Origin of the sequence: Herminiimonas sp. Marseille-P9896 (assembly GCF_903993245.1) — a bacterium.
GTDB lineage: Bacteria > Pseudomonadota > Gammaproteobacteria > Burkholderiales > Burkholderiaceae_D > Oxalicibacterium > Oxalicibacterium contaminans.
Genome location: NZ_CAJEVT010000001.1, coordinates 272,511 through 289,927, shown reverse-complemented (window position 1 = coordinate 289,927; position 17,417 = coordinate 272,511). Strand labels below are relative to the sequence as shown.

The following is a 17,417-nucleotide window of genomic DNA, read 5'->3' as shown; positions in this document are numbered from 1 at the left end:
TTTCGCTCCAGTTTCTAAGCTTAGGCTGCCGATTAAGCCGCGTTTGCCAATGTTTTTTGATCGCCGAAATCTTCTGGGAAGTGGTTCAGGGCAGACAACACCGGAAATGGTGTCATGTTACCCATCGCACATAGCGATCCCGTTACCATCACATCGCACAAATCACGCAGCAGGTGGATTTGCTGTGGCCGATTCTGGTTAGCGATGATTTTGTCCATAACTTCTACACCACGTGTCGAACCAATCCGGCACGGTGTGCACTTGCCGCACGACTCTTCTGCACAGAAGTGCATCGCGTAACGTGCTTGTTTGGCCATATCGACGGTATCGTCGAAGGCGACCAAGCCACCATGGCCTACAGTCGAGGCAACAGCAGCGAATGCTTCATAGTCAAACGGGGTGTCGAACAGCGACTCAGGCATGTAGGCACCGAGTGGGCCGCCAACTTGTACTGCACGGATAGGACGACCGGATTCCGAGCCGCCGCCAAAGTCGTACAGCAATTCGCGCAAGGTCACGCCGAATGCTTTTTCTACCAGGCCGCCGTATTTCAGGTTGCCTGCCAGTTGCATAGGCAAGGTGCCGCGCGAACGACCCATGCCGAAGTTTTTGTAGAACTCAGCACCACGGGACATGATTAATGGTACTGCAGACAACGAAATCACGTTGTTGATGACGGTAGGCTGGCCGAACAAGCCTTGCAGCGCTGGCAGTGGCGGTTTGGCACGTACCATGCCGCGTTTGCCTTCGATACTTTCCAGCATCGCGGTTTCTTCGCCGCAAACGTAAGCGCCAGCAGCTTTACGTACTTGCAGGTTGAAAGTGCGGCCGGAACCGAGGATGTTTTCACCGAGGTAACCGGCGGCGTTGGCTGCAGCGATTGCTTCGTTCAGGTTGGCGATCGAGTGCGGGTATTCGGAACGCACATAGATATAACCTTCGGTAGCCTTGACTGCCAGGCCAGCGATGGTCATGCCTTCGATCAGCATGAAAGGATCATCTTCCATCACCATGCGGTCGGAGAAGGTGCCGGAGTCGCCTTCGTCGGCGTTACAAGCGATGTATTTTTGTGGAGCTTCTGCGCCCAACACGGTTTTCCATTTGATACCGGTAGGGAAAGCTGCACCGCCGCGACCACGCAGGCCGGAGTCGGTGACTTGCTGCACGATGGCAGCAGGTTCCATCGCGATGGCGTTTTTCAGGCCGACATAGCCTTCATGCGCCAGGTAGTCGTCCAGCGATACCGGATCGGTAATGCCTACGCGTGCAAATTGCAGACGTTCCTGTTTTTTCAGGTACGGGATTTCTTCGGTCAGGCCGAGAGCTTTCGGGTGGCTGCCACCGGTGGTGAAACCAGCGTCGAACAGACCAGCAACTTCGTGCTCTTCGATAGGACCAAAGCCGATACGGCCAGCGTCGGTCGCTACTTCAACCAGTGGCTCCAGCCAGAACATGCCGCGCGAACCGTTGCGTACCAGTTTGATATCGATGCCGCGTGCTTTGGCTTCGCGTTCGATGGCTGCTGCGGTTTCATTTGCGCCGAGCGCCAGGGCGGTCGAGTCGCGTGGAACAAAGATAGTTACGGTCATTGCACACCTCGCTTGGCCTGGATCAGGCTATTGAATTTTTCCTTGGAGACGCGGGCGTACAGGTCGTCATCGATCTGGATCGCCGGGCCGCTGGCGCATTGGCCGAGGCAGTACACGGTTTGCAAGGTGAATTTGTTGTCGTCAGTGGTGCCGTGGAAATCACAGCCCAGCAATTCTTTTGCATGGTCAGCCAGCGATTCGCAACCGCGTGCCTGGCAAGCTTCTGCACGGCAGATCTGGACGACGTGTTCGCCGACCGGATGTTGACGGAAGAAGTGGTAATAGGTGATCACGCCGTGTACTTCTGCGCGCGAGATGTTCAAGCCCTCAGCAATCGCAGGAACCACGCTAGGCGGGATATAACCAACCACACCCTGGATGTCGTGCAGGATAGGCAAAAGCGCGCCAGGTGTAGCTTTGCGCTGTGCAATAATGGCCTCGACCGCGGCCAGATCAAATTGGGTTTGGGTGTTCACTTAGAGTCTCCAGCTAGCGACACCGATGGCAATACTACTTGCCGCGAGGTCGTGAAATCGAACGAAACCATACTGCTTCCTTGTTAAAAATTATCTTGTATATATGCTTTTTATAGCATATAGTTTGCGGGCGCACCTTTGCAACATCCGAAAGGTAGCACTGGTAAACACTAGCTTCAATAGGCTATCTTCTGCATAACCTAAAAAGAGGCGTAAACGCTACATCAAGGACACCCGTCGCTTGCATTAGCGAACTGATAGGCGGTATGGCTTATGTTTAAAGTTGTCATTAATCCCCATTGGGAAATTACCCACAGCAATGACGCCCCGCTGGACACGGCGGTATTGCTCAATCTATTAATGTCGATCCAGAAGACCGGTTCGATCTCCAAGGCCGCGCGCCTGGTCGACTTGTCATATCGCTATTCCTGGGGCTTGCTGCGCGAAGCGGAAAAACTTTTCGGTACGGCTTTGTTAAATACGGATCGCGGTCGCGGGACGACATTGACGCCTTTGGCGGAAAAATTGATCTGGGCGGATCGCCGCATCCGCGCGCGCCTGTCCCCTACCCTGGAAAGTCTGGCTTCCGAGCTGGAAAGCGAAATCGGCAAAACCATCGTCGGCAAAACCAAGCCGCTCCGCCTCGACGCCAGCCATGGTTTTGCGGTCGATGCCTTGCTGCATCAATTAACAGAAGCCAATCTGCCGGTCGATTTGCGTTATCGCAACAGCACCGATGCAGTTGCTGCTTTGTCACGAAATGAATGTGATCTGGCGGGCTTTCACGTGCCGCTCGGGGACTTTGAGAAGAAAGCGGTGGAGCGCTATACCCAGTGGCTCAATCCGCGTGAACACTGCCTGATCCATCTGGCCATACGCACCCAGGGCATGTTTGTGGCACCTGGCAATCCGAAAGGCATACAAACTTTACAAGATCTGAAACGGCCAGGCGTGCGCTTCGTGAACCGGCAAATTGGTTCCGGCACCCGCATGCTGCTGGAGCTGATGCTGGCAGGCGCGAATATCTCGCCGTTTGATATCGAAGGCTATCAAAGCAATGAATTCACCCATTCAGCGGTCGCTGCTTATATAGCCAGCGGCATGGCTGATGTGGGCGTAGGCGTGCAGACCGCAGCACAACGTTTCAGCCTGGACTTCATTCCTTTGATACGTGAACGCTATTTCCTGGCGCTGCCTTTGTCCATCATGGATGACCCGCTGATACAGTTGGTCATAGACGTCGTGCAGTCAGGATATTTCCGCAAAGTGATTAATGGTCTTGCCGGGTATGATTCCAGTGACACCGGCAAGATCCTGTTGCTGTCGGAAGCTTTCGGCCACGCAAAAATGGCAGCCATCTAAAGAGGTGTCGCTATTTAAGAATAGCGATACCCTTGATTTGCGCAAACACTGGCGTACCCAGCGCCAGGCCCATGGCCTCGCATGATTTGCGCGTGATACGTGCCAGCAGGCGCGTGCCATTTGCATCCAGTCCTATCATCACCTGCCCCGCTGCATCGTCAGACAACTCTGCGACGGTTGCCGGGACAATATTCAAGATACTGCTATCACGTTGTGGTGTCAGGCTTAAGCTGACGTCACGCGCCTGTATCCGTACGCGGATCTGCTGACCGATGGTGGCGGCCTGTTGCGGTAACAACAGCTGGCCACCGGAGAACTCGACAGAAGTCAGATGGAAGCTTGCGTCATGTGCAGTCACCGTTGCGGCCACCAATGCACTGGCCGTATCGCCGTGGGCGAAATTCAGATCCAGGCGCGTCATCAGATCACTGGTGGCACCGCTGGCGACGACTTTGCCGTTTTCCAGCAGCACCAAATGATCGGCCAGGCGCGCGACCTCGTCCGACGAATGGCTGACGTAGATGACCGGGATGTCCAGCTCATCATGCAGTCTTTCCAGATACGGCATGATTTCTTCCTTGCGCTTGCTGTCGAGTGCGGCCAGCGGTTCATCCATTAACAGGATGCGCGGGCTGGTCGCCAGTGCGCGGGCGATGGCAACGCGCTGACGTTCACCGCCCGATAGCTTGTCCGGATTGCGTTGCAAGAGATGGCCGATATCCAGCAAGGCCACCGCCTGATCCAGCGAGACCTGATGCATGGCGCGCGGAACCCGGCGCATGCCGTATTCCAGATTGCGCTGTACGCTCAGGTGTGGAAACAGGCTGGCTTCCTGGAACACATAACCCAGTGGCCGTTTGAACGTCGGCAGGAAGATATTACGTTCGTCGTCCTGCCAGACTTCACCGTTGACTTCCAGATAGGAGCCGGGAAAGCGCTCCAGTCCGGTCATCGCCCGCAGGCAGGTAGTTTTGCCGGAGCCGGACGGACCAAATAATGCAGTCACGCCACGACCCGGCAAGCTCAGGTCTACATCCAGTTTGAACGCACTGTAAGCGATATTGAATCGTGCTCGGATATCGCTCATTTGCGCCGTCCGGTTGGATTCAATGTGTACAGGATGATCAGTACCAGCATCGAGAACACCAGCATACCGGCTGCCAGCCAATGCGCCTGCGCGTACTCAAGTGCTTCTACATGGTCGTAAATTTGTACAGAAATCATGCGTGTTTGATTCGGGATATTGCCGCCTATCATCAGCACCACGCCGAACTCGCCGACGGTATGAGCAAAGCCCATCACGATAGCGGTCAGGTAACCGGGTTTGGCCAATGGCAGGGTGACACTGAAAAAAGTATCGAGTGGGGACGCACGCAAAGTAGCGGCCACTTCGAGCGGGCGATCGCCCATCGCCTCAAAAGCGTTCTGGATAGGTTGTACTACGAAGGGCATCGAGTAAAAAACCGAACCGACGACCAGGCCGGTAAAACTGAAGGGCAAGGTGCCTAAGCCCATTGCTTGCGTCAGCTGCCCGACCGGGCCATTGGGGCCGAGCGCCACCAGCAAATAGAAGCCGATGACGGTAGGCGGCAGCACGATAGGCAGCGCAACGAACGCGCCTACCGGACCTTTCAACCAGGAACGTGTGCGCGCCAGCCACCACGCCAAAGGCGTACCTATCAAGAGAAGAATGATAGTGGTGAGACTGGCGAGCTTGAGGGTCAGGACAATCGCACCGATATTAGGATCGGTGAACAACGGAACCTCTCTTACAGGTCGTAACCGTAGCTACGGATGATGGCTTTGACTGGTTCCGATTTCAGGTATTTGACGAATTCAGCAGCAGCCTTATTGTCTTTGCCTTTGTTCAGGATGACTGCGTCCTGGCGGATAGGGTTGTGCAGATTGGCCGGAACGATCCATGCCGAACCGCTTTTTACTTTGCCGCCTTCAAATACTTGCGACAGCGCGACGAAGCCGAGTTCCGCATTGCCGGTCGAGATGAAAGTGAAGGTTTGACCGATGCTTTCGCCTTGGACAAATTTGGATTGCAGGCTGTCATACACGCCCAGTTTTTTCATCGCTTCTTCTGCAGCCAGGCCATAAGGAGCCAGTTTTGGTGTGGCCAGGGCGATGTGTGCGAAGTTGCCTTTTTTCAGGACTTCACCCTTGGCATCAACGAAGTCTGGCTTGGCTGACCACAGTACCAGTTTGCCGGTCGCGTAGGTGAAACGCGAACCTGCAACGATGCCGTTTTCTTTTTCCAGTTTGATTGGTGTTTCATCATCAGCCGCGAGGAACACATCGTAAGGTGCGCCATTGGTGATCTGCGCGTAGAACTTGCCGGTAGCGCCGAATGAAGGCGTTACTTTGTGGCCGGTTGCTTTTTCAAAATCAGCGGCGATGACTTTCATCGGTGCGGTGAAGTTGGCGGCAACAGCGACTTGCACTTCTTCAGCCGAAGCAGAAGCAGAGATACCGAGGGCGAGCAAACCGGACAGGAGCGAGTACGAAAGTTTTTTCATGGTGATGAGTAAAACGAGTTAAAAAACCTTTTAGGCGGGCACCGCCAGAATGATGTGCGATGCCTTGATCATGGCTGTGGCATGTACACCTTCTTTTAAACCGAGTGTCTTCACGCTTTCATTGGTGATGATGGCTGCCACGGTTTTACCGCCTGGCAGTTCGATCACGACTTCTGCATTGACTGCACCTTCCTGGCAACGGACCACGGTGCCGGTCAGGGAATTGCGTGCACTGGTTTTGAAATTAGTTTCTACGGTGAGGATGATCCATTGCGCCTTCACCAGCGCATAAGCTTCAGAGCCGACTTCCAGCGCCAGGTGATCTGCGCTGTCATTGGTGATAATGGCTGCCAATTGGGCACCATTGCCGATATCGAGTATGACTTCCGCATTGACCGCGCCCTTCTTGACGGCGCTGACGGTGCCGAGGAACTGGTTGCGTGCGCTGGTTTGCATATCGAATCTCCTGCTCATTGTGTAGTACTGATCAAAATCGTCCATGGTGCGGCCTATAGCCGCCGGTACTGCTGCCCACTCCTGCTCGAGGCGGCGATAGGTGGCAACCACACGCCTGCCATACTCGGTCAGGCAAGTGCCGCCACCGGTGCTGCCACCCGGCTGGCGTATGACCAGCGGTTCGTGCGACAGGTTGTTCACCGATTCGACGGCTTGCCAGGCGGCTTTGTAACTCATGCCCATGGCGCTTGCGGCAGCGGAAATGGAGCCCGAAGCATCGATACGCTCCAGCAGCTCCAAATGATCCCAGCGCTTGCCGCGCGATTTGGACAGACCTTCCAGTTTGATGGGCGAAGTTGTCTTGCTCATAACAGTCGATATCTTTTTAAAAAATGATGAAGGGCTGTTCAGCAAAAGTCGCTCTAAAAGTTGATACTATACACGATATAACTTTTAACGACATAACGAGAACAGGGTGAAGTATTGCCATTCTATTTGTGTATCGTGAACTCCGTTGGTCTATTGGGCACTTTGGCAGCAGGGGCATTCCGGAAAATCGCGCATAAGCGGATAAGATGAAGCAGATCCTGCATTCCCTCCCCCGTATGTCCTGCCACCTTTTTTCTACAGGTTATCCCGATGTTTGTACGTCAGCTCGATTACCTCGTCACCCTTGCCCGGGAAAAACACTTCGCCCGCGCAGCTGAAATTTGTTGTGTCTCGCAACCGGCGCTGTCAGCGGCAGTGCGGAATCTGGAAACCGAACTGGGCATAGCCATCGTGCAGCGCGGCCAGCGTTTCCAGGGCTTTACGCCGGAAGGTGAGCGCATCCTGGACTGGGCGCGGCAGACGCTGGCGGCACTGGAAGGCCTGAAGCAGGAGGCATCGATGTCGCGCGTCAAGCTGAGTGGCACGTTACGCCTGGGAGCAATCCCGACCACGATGCCTATTGTTTCCTTGCTGACCGGTCGTTGCCGTGCCCAGCATGCGGACTTGCGGCAACTGGTGCTTTCTTTAAGTACCGAAGAAATCATGCGCAGGCTGGACGACTTTGAACTGGATGTCGGCCTGACTTATCTGGAAGACCAGCGACTCAATGGTTTCCATGTGCAACCTTTATATCGCGAACGCTATATGTTGCTGGCGCGTGCCGGGACAGAGCTGGATGGCAAGCAGGAAGTAAGTTGGGAAGAAGCGTCCGAGTTGCCGCTGTGTCTGCTGACTTCCCATATGCAGAATCGTCGCATCGTTGATGCGGCTTTTCGTCGCGCTGAGGTGCATCCGAATGTGGTGGTGGAAACGGATTCGGTATTTGCCTTGTATTCCCATGTTCGCCACGCGGATTTATTCAGCGTGGTGCCGCATAGCTTGCTCTACCTGTTTGAATTGCGTGACGGCATGATGGCGATCCCTATCGTGCCTGAATTGAGTCGTTCAATCGGCTTGATCTCACTCGACCACGAGCCATGTTCACCGATAGTGGTGGCAGCGCGCAGCATCGCTGAGCAGATCAATCTGCAAGCCCAATTTGATGCATACATAAGCGGAGGCTATCAGCCCATCACATCAAACGATTAGACCGTAAAAAACTTACTCCATAAGATGGCTGCGCTGGACATACATCTTGATGTCCGTGTGCAGAAGAAAAAGAGAATTCAGCTACCGCCAGCAATTTTCGATTCGGTGTAGCCAGCAATTTTATGCAACCAATCTTATGGAGAAGTAACATGGCAAAAGTTTTATGTGTTTTGTATGATGATCCAGTCAACGGTTATCCTAAAACCTACGCACGTGATGACGTAGCGCAACCATCGATCTACCCAGACGGCCAAACACTGCCGACACCTAAAGGTATCGATTTCAAACCAGGCACACTGCTCGGTAGCGTATCCGGTGAACTGGGCCTGCGTAAATACCTGGAATCGAACGGCCACACCCTGGTTGTTACTTCCAGCAAAGACGGCGCAGACAGCGTCCTCGACAAAGAATTGCACGATGCAGAGATCATCATCTCGCAACCATTCTGGCCTGCATATATGACAGCAGAACGCATCGCTAAAGCCAAGAAACTGAAAATGATCGTGACAGCTGGTATCGGTTCCGATCACACCGACCTGGAAGCAGCGAACAAGCACAACATCACCGTTGCCGAAGTGACCTATTGCAACAGCCATAGCGTTGCAGAACACGTCGTCATGATGATCCTGTCGCAAGTACGTAACTACATCCCTTCGTACAACCAAGTGATCAACGGCGGCTGGAACATTGCTGACTGCGTAGAACGTTCCTACGATCTGGAAGCAATGAGCGTGGGTACGGTTGCTGCTGGTCGTATCGGTCTGCGCGTACTGCGTCTGTTGAAACCATTCGACGTCAAACTGCACTACATGGATAGGCACCGTCTGCCAGAAGCAGTTGAAAAAGAACTGAACCTGACCTACCACAGCACACTCGACAGCCTGACCAAAGTCTGTGACGTTGTGACGCTGAACTGCCCGCTGCACCCAGAAACAGAACACATGATCAACGAAAAAACCTTGAAAAACTTCAAGCGTGGTTCGTACATCATCAACACCGCACGCGGCAAACTGTGCGATCGCGACGCGATTGTTGCAGCATTGAAGAGCGGTCAACTGGCGGGTTACGCTGGCGACGTCTGGTTCCCACAACCAGCACCAAAAGACCATCCATGGCGCACCATGCCGCACCACGGCATGACACCACACATTTCCGGCACCAGCCTGACGGCACAAACCCGTTACGCAGCAGGTACCCGCGAAATCCTGGAATGCTACTTTGAAGGTCGTCCTATCCGTGACGAATACCTCATCGTTCAAGGCGGCAAACTGGCAGGCGTCGGCGCTCACTCCTACAGTGACGGTAACGCAACCAAAGGCTCGGAAGAAGCTGCGAAGTTTAAAGTAGCGTAATTCGACCTGACGGTAAGCCACCGGGTGACCGGATCTGGTGGCTGACTATTTTTACTGAGTGCCGACGTGCAGTAATGACGTCGGCATTTTTTTCTTTAGAGATGCTGCTGTATCCGCAGCCATCTATACGCCAGGATCTTTCATGTCCAATCCCATCAAGAAATTTTTTAGCAGCAGCATGTCGCTGCCACCACAACCCACATTCGCCAACGTTATGTTGTCCGGCCTCGGTGGCTTCATCGCCATCAGTGTCATTGCACTGGCAGCGGACTACACGCAGGCGATCCTGATCCTCGGATCTTTTGGTGCGTCATGTGTGATTGTTTTTGCCTTGCCCGACACGCCATTGGCGCAACCGCGCAACGTTATTGCCGGACATTTCCTGAGCAGTTTGTCAGGTCTGTTTTATCTCAATGTATTTGGTCAGCACTGGTGGGCATTGGCACTGGCCGTAGCGACTGCCATCATCGTGATGATGGCGTTCCGTGTCGTACATCCGCCGGCAGGTTCTAATCCGGTGATTGTTTTTCTTGCGATGCCAGGCTGGAGTTTTTTGATCTTTCCGACACTGATAGGAGCTTGCATACTGGTGTTGGTTGCGATGTTCTACAACAACGTCGTACGCAAGAATAAGTATCCGAAGTATTGGTAAGCGGGAGTGTGTCGCTGATCTGATGTCACAGGTGCAGGCATCAGATCAGTTGCAAGTATGGATGCGATACAGGGTGTGCTTACATCGCAAAGCGTTCGCCCAATTGGCTGAGCGACTGCATTAACTGTTCGCTGGTTTTCGAGGTTGCTTCATCGATCGCCACTTTGACGATGCGCAAGGTGCGCTGCTCCGCTTCAAACGCAGAGGTTTCACATCCTTCGATCACGCCTTCTATCGGTGCCAGGTTTTCCTTATGCCAGACGCGATAAGTCCCACCCCACTCCCCGAATGAGAAGCCCCATGTCTGTTCGGTTGCCGTTACCGAAATAACGTACCCTTTGTACTCAAGTAAAGCCACGATGTTCGTCCTGTTAATGATTCAACTGGATATACACAAAGTCACCGACGGTTCTATTGCATCAGCATCGTGCGATGCAAAGTCAGTGACAGAAATTAATAACGCGTTCGGTTATCAGCGTGGAAAATTGTGCCGGAAGGGTATGTATTTCGCAGTGCGCGGGTTAAACCGATTTCGCTATATCCGTAAGAATATAGCGTTGTACTACCTAACGCAAGTATTTATCAGCGTTTCCTTGCGTTTCGTAAGCAAAGATTAGCCGAAATACGGCAGGGTTGTATCAATTTTTTGTTAAGTAAAAGGCAGGTAGCGATAGGTTGATCCTATCGCTACAGATGAGCGCGGGGCTTATTTTTGCGGCGTCTTGCTGGCCTTGGCTTTGCTTTCTGGTGGCGGCGTAGTGGATAAGAGTTTGCTGAATACCGCGAAGTCACTGCTGATGGCCTTCGATGCCTTGCGCTCCATCGCGCGATAGCGCTCTACCACGCCACGGCCGAAGTCGGTGACCAGTGCGCCACCACCACCACTGCCACCGGTACTGGTCACTACCAGTGGTTCGATGAAGGACGCATTGGTGGTTTCCACCAGTGTCCATGCACGGCGGTAGGACATATTCATTTCGCGGCCTGCAGCAGAAATCGAACCGGTACGTTCTATCGCATCGATCAGGTCGGCGCGACCTGGGCCCATCGCGGTCAATTCCCCCATCAATACGCGTACGCGTGGTTGCGGGGCCTGGGGTTTTTTAGTCTGGCTTTTAGGCATGGCTTGGCTTGGACTTTTACTGAATGGGCGTATTTTCGCCCAGATTTGCCTGAAATATACCAATCATGCGCATGATTTTGTCAGTTTCCCAGCGAGTCCGTGCAGCGTCATATCAACAAAAATACAACGACATACGTATTTTCATTATGTAGTTAAAAGTTATATCGATTAGAATCTGGCGCCGGATGCCGATGTCTCCCCGACATTGAGCAGTATCAGATCCGCAGTACCAGGTCTCCTCGTGCGGCAACACCGTGCTACGTCGCCCTCTTTTGATTACTATGAAAACCCTGAAAAACAAACCTACACTCTCCCGTCATGTCTCGGGTATGACGGTATTGGCGCTCGCCATTGCAAGTATCCCTGCCTACGCTGCTGACAAGGCAGCCGTGCTGGAAACCGTGGATGTTGTCGGCACCGGCGCGCCTGCTTACAAACCAGAAACCGCGAGCATGGGCCCGCTCGGCGAGAAAAGTGTGCTGGACACCCCGTATGCAATCAATGTCGTACCAGCCGAACTGCTGGAGAACCAGCAACTGAAAAGCGTGCGCGAAGCCTTCCGTTACATGCCTTCCGTGCAAGGTGAAAACATCCGTCCGCAAACGCGCGGCTTGCAGGCAGGTGTAGTGCAGAACACCCGTATAGATGGCATGAACATCGCGGCTACTACCGATTACCCGATAGAACAGTTTGACCGTATAGAAGTATTGAATGGTTTGGCCGGTGCCTTATATGGCCCAGCCAGCCCGGCCGGTACTTTCAACTATGTATTGAAGCGCCCTACCGAAATGTCTTTGCGTCGCTTCTCGCTTGGCTACGCCAGCCAGGGCTCGGGCTCGGTGAGTGCGGACATTAGTGATCGCTTTGGTGAAGATAAGCGTTTCGGCTTCCGCGTCAACTTGTTGGATGAAGGCGGTGAAAGCTATGTCGATCGCAGCAAGCTGGATCGCAAACTGGCGAGCCTGGCGTTTGACGTGCAGCTCACCAGCGACACCAAGCTGGAAACAAATATCAGCCGTTATCACTACACCAGCAAAGGCTTGCCAGGAACATTTGAGCTGGGTACGGGTGTGGTGTACCCGGCCGCGCCTGATCCGAAACGAGTAGGCTACGGCCAGCCATTTGCAGGTGATGACAATGTGACTGAAACCTATAGTGCACGTCTTAAGCACAGGCTGAATCAAAACTGGAACGTCACAGCGGGCATCCTGAAACAAAGCAGCGACCGTGCGTCGACAGTACCGACCAATACCCTGACCAACAATGCGGGGGCATACAGCGTCAAAGTAGCGACGACGACTTTTAGCCTGGATGAAATCCTTAGCTATAACCTGGCATTGAATGGTCGTGTGAATGCGGCAGGCATGACACACGATATCGTGGTGTCGACTACTGGCTTTGAATGGGACAGATACTCGCCATACACAACTGGCGCAATTGGCTTGGGTACCTCAAATTTAAACAATCCGATCGTCTTCAATCAGCCGGGCAACATTCCCAACTTCAAGAATCGCTACAAGGCACAAACCACGCGCCAACAGGCGATTACGGTTGGCGACACGGTAGGATTCAACGAGCAATGGTCAGCAGGTTTGTACCTCAGTAAAAGCTGGATAGACCAAAGCGGCAACAATCCGAATGGTTCAACAGCACCGGGCAAGTACTACAACGATAGCGGTCTCAGCAGCAATGCGACTGTGTCATACAAGCCGCAAAAGAATACGACCGTCTACGTATCTTATGCCGACAGTCTGCAGCAAGGTGAGACCTCGGGCACAAGCACAACAGCTCCTTACCGCAGCAAGCAATGGGAACTGGGTTACAAACACGCATTTGAAAAAGTGAATGTCGGTGCAGCCTTGTTCCAGATCGAACGTCCGTTTGCTTACGCGCAGAATGGCGTGTTTGCGGTACAGGGCGATCAGCGTAACCGTGGCCTGGAACTGACGGCGAATGGCGCATTGACACGCAACCTCACCATGTATGGTGGTCTTACCTACCTTGATCCACGTTTGCTAAACACTGCCAGCGCAACGACTGCGGGTAAACAGATCATGGGCTTGTCGCGCATCGTCGGCAACATCCTGCTCGACTATCGCATCGCCGCTGTGCCGGGTCTCGCTGTTAACCTGAACGTCAACCACGCGGGCAGCCGTCAGGGCGACAGCACCAATACCTACAAAGTGGATGGTTACACCGTTGCAGATTTGGGCGCACGTTACTCGACTTTGCTGATGGGTCGTCCGACCACCTGGCGTCTCGCCATCAATAACGTCACCGATGAGCGCTACTGGGCCAACATTACTCCGAGCGGACAGAACGGCTACACCGGTACTGGGGCAGGTACAGGCACGCTGGGTGCACCGCGCACCATACGCGCATCGATGCAAATGGATTTCTGATTTCCTGAAAGCGGACCATGATGAAAATAAATTCTTCCTATCTCGCGTGGTCGATGGCATTGCTAAGCAGCGCTGCTTGGGCAGACACTGCGGTTCAGACACTGCCACCGGTTAAAGTGCTGGCGGCAGGTAGCCTGACCGGTGCGATGACGGCGGTAGCGCAACTCTACACGCAGCAGACCGGACAAAAGATAGATGCGCAATTCGGCCCTGCTGGTCTATTGCGTGAACGCATAGAGAACGGTGAGCAAGTCGACGTTTTTGCATCGGCCAATATGGAACACCCGCAAGCGTTGGCAGATCGAGGCTGGGCAACGCAACCGGTGGTAATGCTACGTAACCAGCTATGTGCGAAGGCCTTGCCGGAGTCAGGTCTGACGACGGACAACGTACTGGATCGTTTGCTTGATCCCAAGGTCGGTCTCGGCACTTCGACACCGAAAGCAGATCCGGGTGGCGACTATGCATGGCAGGTATTTGCTCGCGCTGAGAAACTCCGACCCGGTGCGCAGGCCATCCTGGAAGCCAAAGCACAGCAACTGGTCGGCGGCAAAAACAATCCACCGGTGCCAGCCGGTGTGAATGCGATGGAATACTTCTTTGCCCGCAAGAAGGTGCATATTTCACTCGGCTATTGCAGTTCGCGTCAAACAACGCCAGACCCCAAGTTCACCAGTGTGCCATTGCCAGCGGGCCTGGCCGTCACGCCAGACTATGGTTTGACTGTCATCACCCGTGACAAGAAATCACATGAGGCAGCGTATCGCTTTGCACTTTTCCTCATGAGTCCGCAAGCGCAGAAATTGATTGCGCAATATGGCTTTACGCCTGTGACTACCGCCGGAAACTAAACCTCCGGCCAACAAAAAAGCGCGCCTGATTAAACAGAGCGCGCTTTTTTTTGAATTACACAGATTTCAGGCCAATGCTTCCTTCGCCGCTTCTTCAGGCGTTAAACCGTCATAGAACAAGTCGGTGAACCATTCGATTTGTTCTTCGATATGATCTTGTGCTTCTGCTACGGTGGCGCCACCGGCAACCAGGAATCCCTCTACTTCTATGCACCAGTTGATCAGTGCGAGTGTTTCCGGATCGAGTTCTTCTTTCTTGGCCATGATGATTCTTCCATTTATGCGTTGATGTGCACAGTGTCACATGTCGGCGCGCATAGTGGAAGCAGGATTTTTATCTCACAGTGATTCCAGGAAACGCAACAAGGCAGTACGATCTTCGGTCGACATCGCACGGACTGCTTCCTTCGAATAATTGCCTTCACCACCGTGCCACATGATGGCTTCCAGCAAGGTACGGGCGCGGCCGTCGTGCAGATAACCAGCATCTGGATTGACCTTGTGCGTCAGACCTATGCCCCACAGTGGTGGCGTACGCCATTCCCTGCCATTCGCCAGGTAGTCACTGCGGCCATCGGCCAGGCCCGGCCCCATATCGTGCAGCAGCAAATCGGTGTAAGGCCGTATCAACTGATTTGATAATGCAGGTAACGCAGCATCCGGGCGCGTACGCAAAGGCGCGACATGACAGGCTATGCAGCGTGCCTGCACAAACAAGCGGTTGCCGTGTATGACTTGTTTGTCATTCACATCGCGGCGTGCCGGGACTGCCAACATGCGTTGATAAAACACCGTCGCATATAACTCTGCACGTGTCAGTTCGGGTTCGCCACCGGACGGAGCACGCTGACATGCAGTTTGTACCTTGGTGCAATTCTCATGCGGCATCAATGGCGAAGTAATGCCGAGATCGCCGGAGAAGGCGTTGGCGATTTGTTCGGTCAATGTCGCGACATTTGCTTTCATGCCGAAGCGGCCTATTGCCTCTTTCTGCGCCATCGCGTCCCACACGATATTCACGCGCCCTGCGATACCATCCGGTTTGGTTTGTTTGGCCATGGCCAATATGGTGTCGTCGCTGATTGCTTCCAGCAGCCCCAGGCCGTACACGACCGGGCCTACGCGTGGTGACACCATGATGTCTGAGCCGAGTGCGCCGTAAGCCATTTCCTTGAAATGCACATTGGGTTTGCGCAGCGTTACTTTGGTGCCGTCAGGCAGTGTTTCCACATGCTCGTCATAGATCAGAAAGCCTATACCCTCACCCGGTACGCCAGGCACACCGCGTTCATTCAGTTGGTCGCCATAGGCCGGATGTGGTTTCGGGCCACCATGCGGATTGGCGCCGGGTATGCTGAGGCGCAAGAGCATCGCCTGCATGGTGCCGTCGGGACCATCCGGCGCGCCGCCACGACCGTTCTTGGCATGACAGGCGATGCAGGAAATACGGTTGTACAGCGGGCCGAGCCCGGCCGCCCTGTCATTCGCCGGAGCGATGACCCAGGACTGACGGAACAGGCTACGGCCTTGTGCGAATGCGGCGACATTGTCCGGGTCCATGACCGGACTCGGTAGCGAGTATGCTTCACGGCTGTCATCAAACACGGTGGCAGTGCCGCCGCTCAATGCTTTCGGATCTACGCTGGCCGCGCCGCTTAACAGAAAGGCTAGCGGCAAGATACCGAGGTAGCCAACAAGACGCCCAAGTTTCACTTTGTACCTGCGGTGTTCAATACTTCTTGCGCCAGTTGTTCTGCGCGGTCACGGTTTTGCCGTATGCGTGCCGTCCATTGTGCGGTGATGGCGTCGTTGCGATGTGTGTCTGTGGTTTCATCGAAGGCAAACACAAATTGCGGCGCGAGTTTGTCGGCTTCAGCTTCGCTTACTGGCACCGCATCGAGCAGGTTGCGCGCTTGCGCCGCTTTTGCTTTCAAGGCAGCGGTGTTGGCAGCACGTTCAGCCTGCATGACTTTGTCATTGGTCTGACGCAGGCGCGCATGTTCATTGCTGATCAATACATCGTACAAAGTGTTGTTCAAGCCCTGACGCGCGAGTGCGTGCGTGGTATCAAACACAAACGGCATGGCCTTAGCTGCTTCGAACGGATCGTAGTAGCCAGCTGGTTTGTTCGCATAGACTGCGGGACGCACCGGCAGTTTACGGATGTCGTGATGGAACAAGATTTTTTGCCCTTCATCCGACAAAACGAAGGTAGCAAATGCGCGCGCTGCTTCCGGGTTCGGTGCGCCTTTCATGATGCCTACATGTGCTGGCGAATAACCGGTAATGCCGGGGTAGATAAATTGCAGCGGCGCGCCATTCGCGATAGCTGATTTGATGAAGAAGTCGATGGAAACGCCGACACTGGCCTGGCCGTTACGTACGTCGTCAGAAATATTGGCTCCGCCTTGACCCAATAGTTTCGCGTTGCTACCGATAGCCTGCAGTAGCGCCCAGCCTTTATCCCAGCCATACCCTTGCAGGATGATGTCTATCAGTATCGGTGCGAAGCCGACCTTGCCCGGTACCGGGAAAACGATTTCGTCTTGCCACTCGGGACCGGTCAGGTCTGTCCATTGTCGTGGTTGTACTAACTTTTTGTCTTGCAGGCGTTGTGGATTGATCGCCAGGCCATAGCCCGCAATTTCACTGGCGAGATAGAAACCGGCAGGATCGGAGATAGGAAAGCCGCCGACTTTGGCAGGCAGACCCGTCATATCCAGATCAGGACGGCGGAATGCTCCCTCTTGGGCGAGGATTTGAAAATTGCGTTGTGCCGGTGTCCAGTAGACATCGACATTGCCTTGATTCGGTTTGCGTAAGTAAGACAAGGCATCTCCGGAACGGCGCCAGAGTATTTCGACGCGCGTACCGGGATGCGCTTTTTCAAAAGCAGCTTCGAAACGCGACACCACTTCTTCCGGATAACTGGTCATGACCACGACCTTGCCCGCAGGCTTGTCTGCCGCCAAAGCGATGACAGAGACGAAGCTGAAGAGCGCAGTAGCGAACAGCTTACCGAGAGAAAATGGTGTACGTAGCATAGTAAAA

17 protein-coding genes are annotated in these 17,417 nt (G+C 54.0%); 6 read left to right on the top strand and 11 right to left on the bottom strand.

The window, feature by feature from the left end:
* Nucleotides 1-32: 32 nt before the first annotated feature.
* Nucleotides 33-1,589 (bottom strand): NADH-quinone oxidoreductase subunit NuoF, encoded by a 1,557-nt coding sequence (locus H7U06_RS01380; protein WP_175624440.1) that lies wholly within the window; start codon nucleotides 1,587-1,589, stop codon nucleotides 33-35.
* On the bottom strand, nucleotides 1,586-2,065 hold the full coding sequence (locus H7U06_RS01375; protein ID WP_124572804.1) for a formate dehydrogenase subunit gamma: 480 nt from the start codon (nucleotides 2,063-2,065) through the stop codon (nucleotides 1,586-1,588). Before H7U06_RS01375 ends, H7U06_RS01380 begins: the two co-directional genes overlap by 4 nt.
* Before the next feature lie 273 nt (nucleotides 2,066-2,338).
* Here H7U06_RS01375 and H7U06_RS01370 point away from each other — a divergent pair, with 273 nt between their 5' ends.
* Nucleotides 2,339-3,427 carry a substrate-binding domain-containing protein gene (locus H7U06_RS01370; protein WP_175624439.1) on the top strand — a complete coding sequence of 363 codons (1,089 nt, stop codon included), beginning with the start codon at nucleotides 2,339-2,341 and terminating at the stop codon, nucleotides 3,425-3,427.
* A gap of 10 nt (nucleotides 3,428-3,437) precedes the next feature.
* On the opposite strand, the gene modC is transcribed toward H7U06_RS01370, so the two are convergent.
* The 4 genes from modC to H7U06_RS01350 are packed head-to-tail and all read right to left on the bottom strand — an operon-like array spanning nucleotide 3,438 to nucleotide 6,777.
* Nucleotides 3,438-4,514: a molybdenum ABC transporter ATP-binding protein gene (modC, locus tag H7U06_RS01365; RefSeq protein ID WP_175624438.1), complete on the bottom strand. Its 1,077-nt coding sequence runs from the start codon at nucleotides 4,512-4,514 to the stop codon at nucleotides 3,438-3,440.
* The gene (gene modB / locus H7U06_RS01360; protein ID WP_175624437.1) at nucleotides 4,511-5,185 is read right to left on the bottom strand and encodes a molybdate ABC transporter permease subunit; all 675 of its coding nucleotides are present in this window, start codon (nucleotides 5,183-5,185) and stop codon (nucleotides 4,511-4,513) included. The genes modC and modB overlap by 4 nt, the downstream gene beginning before the upstream one ends.
* A gap of 11 nt (nucleotides 5,186-5,196) precedes the next feature.
* The gene (gene modA / locus H7U06_RS01355; RefSeq protein WP_175624436.1) at nucleotides 5,197-5,952 is read right to left on the bottom strand and encodes a molybdate ABC transporter substrate-binding protein; all 756 of its coding nucleotides are present in this window, start codon (nucleotides 5,950-5,952) and stop codon (nucleotides 5,197-5,199) included.
* A 30-nt stretch (nucleotides 5,953-5,982) separates the two neighbouring features.
* A complete protein-coding gene (locus tag H7U06_RS01350; RefSeq protein ID WP_175624435.1) occupies nucleotides 5,983-6,777 on the bottom strand; it encodes a TOBE domain-containing protein in 795 nt (264 codons plus the stop codon).
* A 270-nt stretch (nucleotides 6,778-7,047) separates the two neighbouring features.
* Here H7U06_RS01350 and H7U06_RS01345 point away from each other — a divergent pair, with 270 nt between their 5' ends.
* From H7U06_RS01345 to H7U06_RS01335, 3 genes are all read left to right on the top strand, one after another.
* On the top strand, nucleotides 7,048-7,986 hold the full coding sequence (locus H7U06_RS01345) for a LysR family transcriptional regulator (RefSeq protein ID WP_175624434.1): 939 nt from the start codon (nucleotides 7,048-7,050) through the stop codon (nucleotides 7,984-7,986).
* A 149-nt stretch (nucleotides 7,987-8,135) separates the two neighbouring features.
* Nucleotides 8,136-9,338, top strand: coding sequence for an NAD-dependent formate dehydrogenase (locus tag H7U06_RS01340; protein WP_012081496.1), 1,203 nt, complete (start codon nucleotides 8,136-8,138; stop codon nucleotides 9,336-9,338).
* 142 nt (nucleotides 9,339-9,480) lie between these two features.
* Nucleotides 9,481-9,990: an HPP family protein gene (locus tag H7U06_RS01335; protein WP_175624433.1), complete on the top strand. Its 510-nt coding sequence runs from the start codon at nucleotides 9,481-9,483 to the stop codon at nucleotides 9,988-9,990.
* A 79-nt stretch (nucleotides 9,991-10,069) separates the two neighbouring features.
* Here H7U06_RS01335 and H7U06_RS01330 read toward each other — a convergent pair whose 3' ends face one another.
* Entirely contained in the window at nucleotides 10,070-10,348 is a 279-nt protein-coding gene (locus H7U06_RS01330; RefSeq protein ID WP_175624432.1) for a hypothetical protein, read from the bottom strand.
* 348 nt (nucleotides 10,349-10,696) lie between these two features.
* Nucleotides 10,697-11,113 carry a winged helix-turn-helix domain-containing protein gene (locus H7U06_RS01325; RefSeq protein ID WP_175624431.1) on the bottom strand — a complete coding sequence of 139 codons (417 nt, stop codon included), beginning with the start codon at nucleotides 11,111-11,113 and terminating at the stop codon, nucleotides 10,697-10,699.
* Nucleotides 11,114-11,394: 281 nt separating this feature from the next.
* Here H7U06_RS01325 and H7U06_RS01320 point away from each other — a divergent pair, with 281 nt between their 5' ends.
* Nucleotides 11,395-13,515, top strand: a complete 2,121-nt coding sequence (locus H7U06_RS01320; RefSeq protein ID WP_175624430.1) for a TonB-dependent siderophore receptor — start codon at nucleotides 11,395-11,397, stop codon at nucleotides 13,513-13,515.
* Nucleotides 13,516-13,532: 17 nt separating this feature from the next.
* On the top strand, nucleotides 13,533-14,366 hold the full coding sequence (modA, locus tag H7U06_RS01315) for a molybdate ABC transporter substrate-binding protein (protein WP_217703423.1): 834 nt from the start codon (nucleotides 13,533-13,535) through the stop codon (nucleotides 14,364-14,366).
* A gap of 66 nt (nucleotides 14,367-14,432) precedes the next feature.
* On the opposite strand, the gene H7U06_RS01310 is transcribed toward modA (H7U06_RS01315), so the two are convergent.
* The 3 genes from H7U06_RS01310 to H7U06_RS01300 all read right to left on the bottom strand — a co-directional run bounded on the left by H7U06_RS01310 (nucleotide 14,433) and on the right by H7U06_RS01300 (nucleotide 17,410).
* Nucleotides 14,433-14,630, bottom strand: a complete 198-nt coding sequence (locus tag H7U06_RS01310) for a hypothetical protein (protein ID WP_041297232.1) — start codon at nucleotides 14,628-14,630, stop codon at nucleotides 14,433-14,435.
* A gap of 75 nt (nucleotides 14,631-14,705) precedes the next feature.
* The gene (locus tag H7U06_RS01305; RefSeq protein WP_175624429.1) at nucleotides 14,706-16,079 is read right to left on the bottom strand and encodes a di-heme oxidoredictase family protein; all 1,374 of its coding nucleotides are present in this window, start codon (nucleotides 16,077-16,079) and stop codon (nucleotides 14,706-14,708) included.
* Nucleotides 16,076-17,410 (bottom strand): ABC transporter substrate-binding protein, encoded by a 1,335-nt coding sequence (locus H7U06_RS01300; RefSeq protein ID WP_175624428.1) that lies wholly within the window; start codon nucleotides 17,408-17,410, stop codon nucleotides 16,076-16,078. The genes H7U06_RS01305 and H7U06_RS01300 overlap by 4 nt, the downstream gene beginning before the upstream one ends.
* Between the last annotated feature and the right edge of the window lie 7 nt (nucleotides 17,411-17,417).

Bases quoted from the DNA above. Each gene is read 5' to 3' on its own strand.
- modA (WP_217703423.1), top strand. From the start codon at position 13,533: ATGATGAAAATAAATTCTTCCTATCTCGCGTGGTCGATGGCATTGCTA.
- H7U06_RS01320 (WP_175624430.1), top strand. From the start codon at position 11,395: ATGAAAACCCTGAAAAACAAACCTACACTCTCCCGTCATGTCTCGGGT.
- H7U06_RS01380 (WP_175624440.1), bottom strand. From the start codon at position 1,589: ATGACCGTAACTATCTTTGTTCCACGCGACTCGACCGCCCTGGCGCTC.
- modC (WP_175624438.1), bottom strand. From the start codon at position 4,514: ATGAGCGATATCCGAGCACGATTCAATATCGCTTACAGTGCGTTCAAA.
- H7U06_RS01335 (WP_175624433.1), top strand. From the start codon at position 9,481: ATGTCCAATCCCATCAAGAAATTTTTTAGCAGCAGCATGTCGCTGCCA.
- H7U06_RS01370 (WP_175624439.1), top strand. From the start codon at position 2,339: ATGTTTAAAGTTGTCATTAATCCCCATTGGGAAATTACCCACAGCAAT.
- H7U06_RS01345 (WP_175624434.1), top strand. From the start codon at position 7,048: ATGTTTGTACGTCAGCTCGATTACCTCGTCACCCTTGCCCGGGAAAAA.
- H7U06_RS01300 (WP_175624428.1), bottom strand. From the start codon at position 17,410: ATGCTACGTACACCATTTTCTCTCGGTAAGCTGTTCGCTACTGCGCTC.
- H7U06_RS01350 (WP_175624435.1), bottom strand. From the start codon at position 6,777: ATGAGCAAGACAACTTCGCCCATCAAACTGGAAGGTCTGTCCAAATCG.
- H7U06_RS01325 (WP_175624431.1), bottom strand. From the start codon at position 11,113: ATGCCTAAAAGCCAGACTAAAAAACCCCAGGCCCCGCAACCACGCGTA.
- H7U06_RS01310 (WP_041297232.1), bottom strand. From the start codon at position 14,630: ATGGCCAAGAAAGAAGAACTCGATCCGGAAACACTCGCACTGATCAAC.
- modA (WP_175624436.1), bottom strand. From the start codon at position 5,952: ATGAAAAAACTTTCGTACTCGCTCCTGTCCGGTTTGCTCGCCCTCGGT.
- H7U06_RS01340 (WP_012081496.1), top strand. From the start codon at position 8,136: ATGGCAAAAGTTTTATGTGTTTTGTATGATGATCCAGTCAACGGTTAT.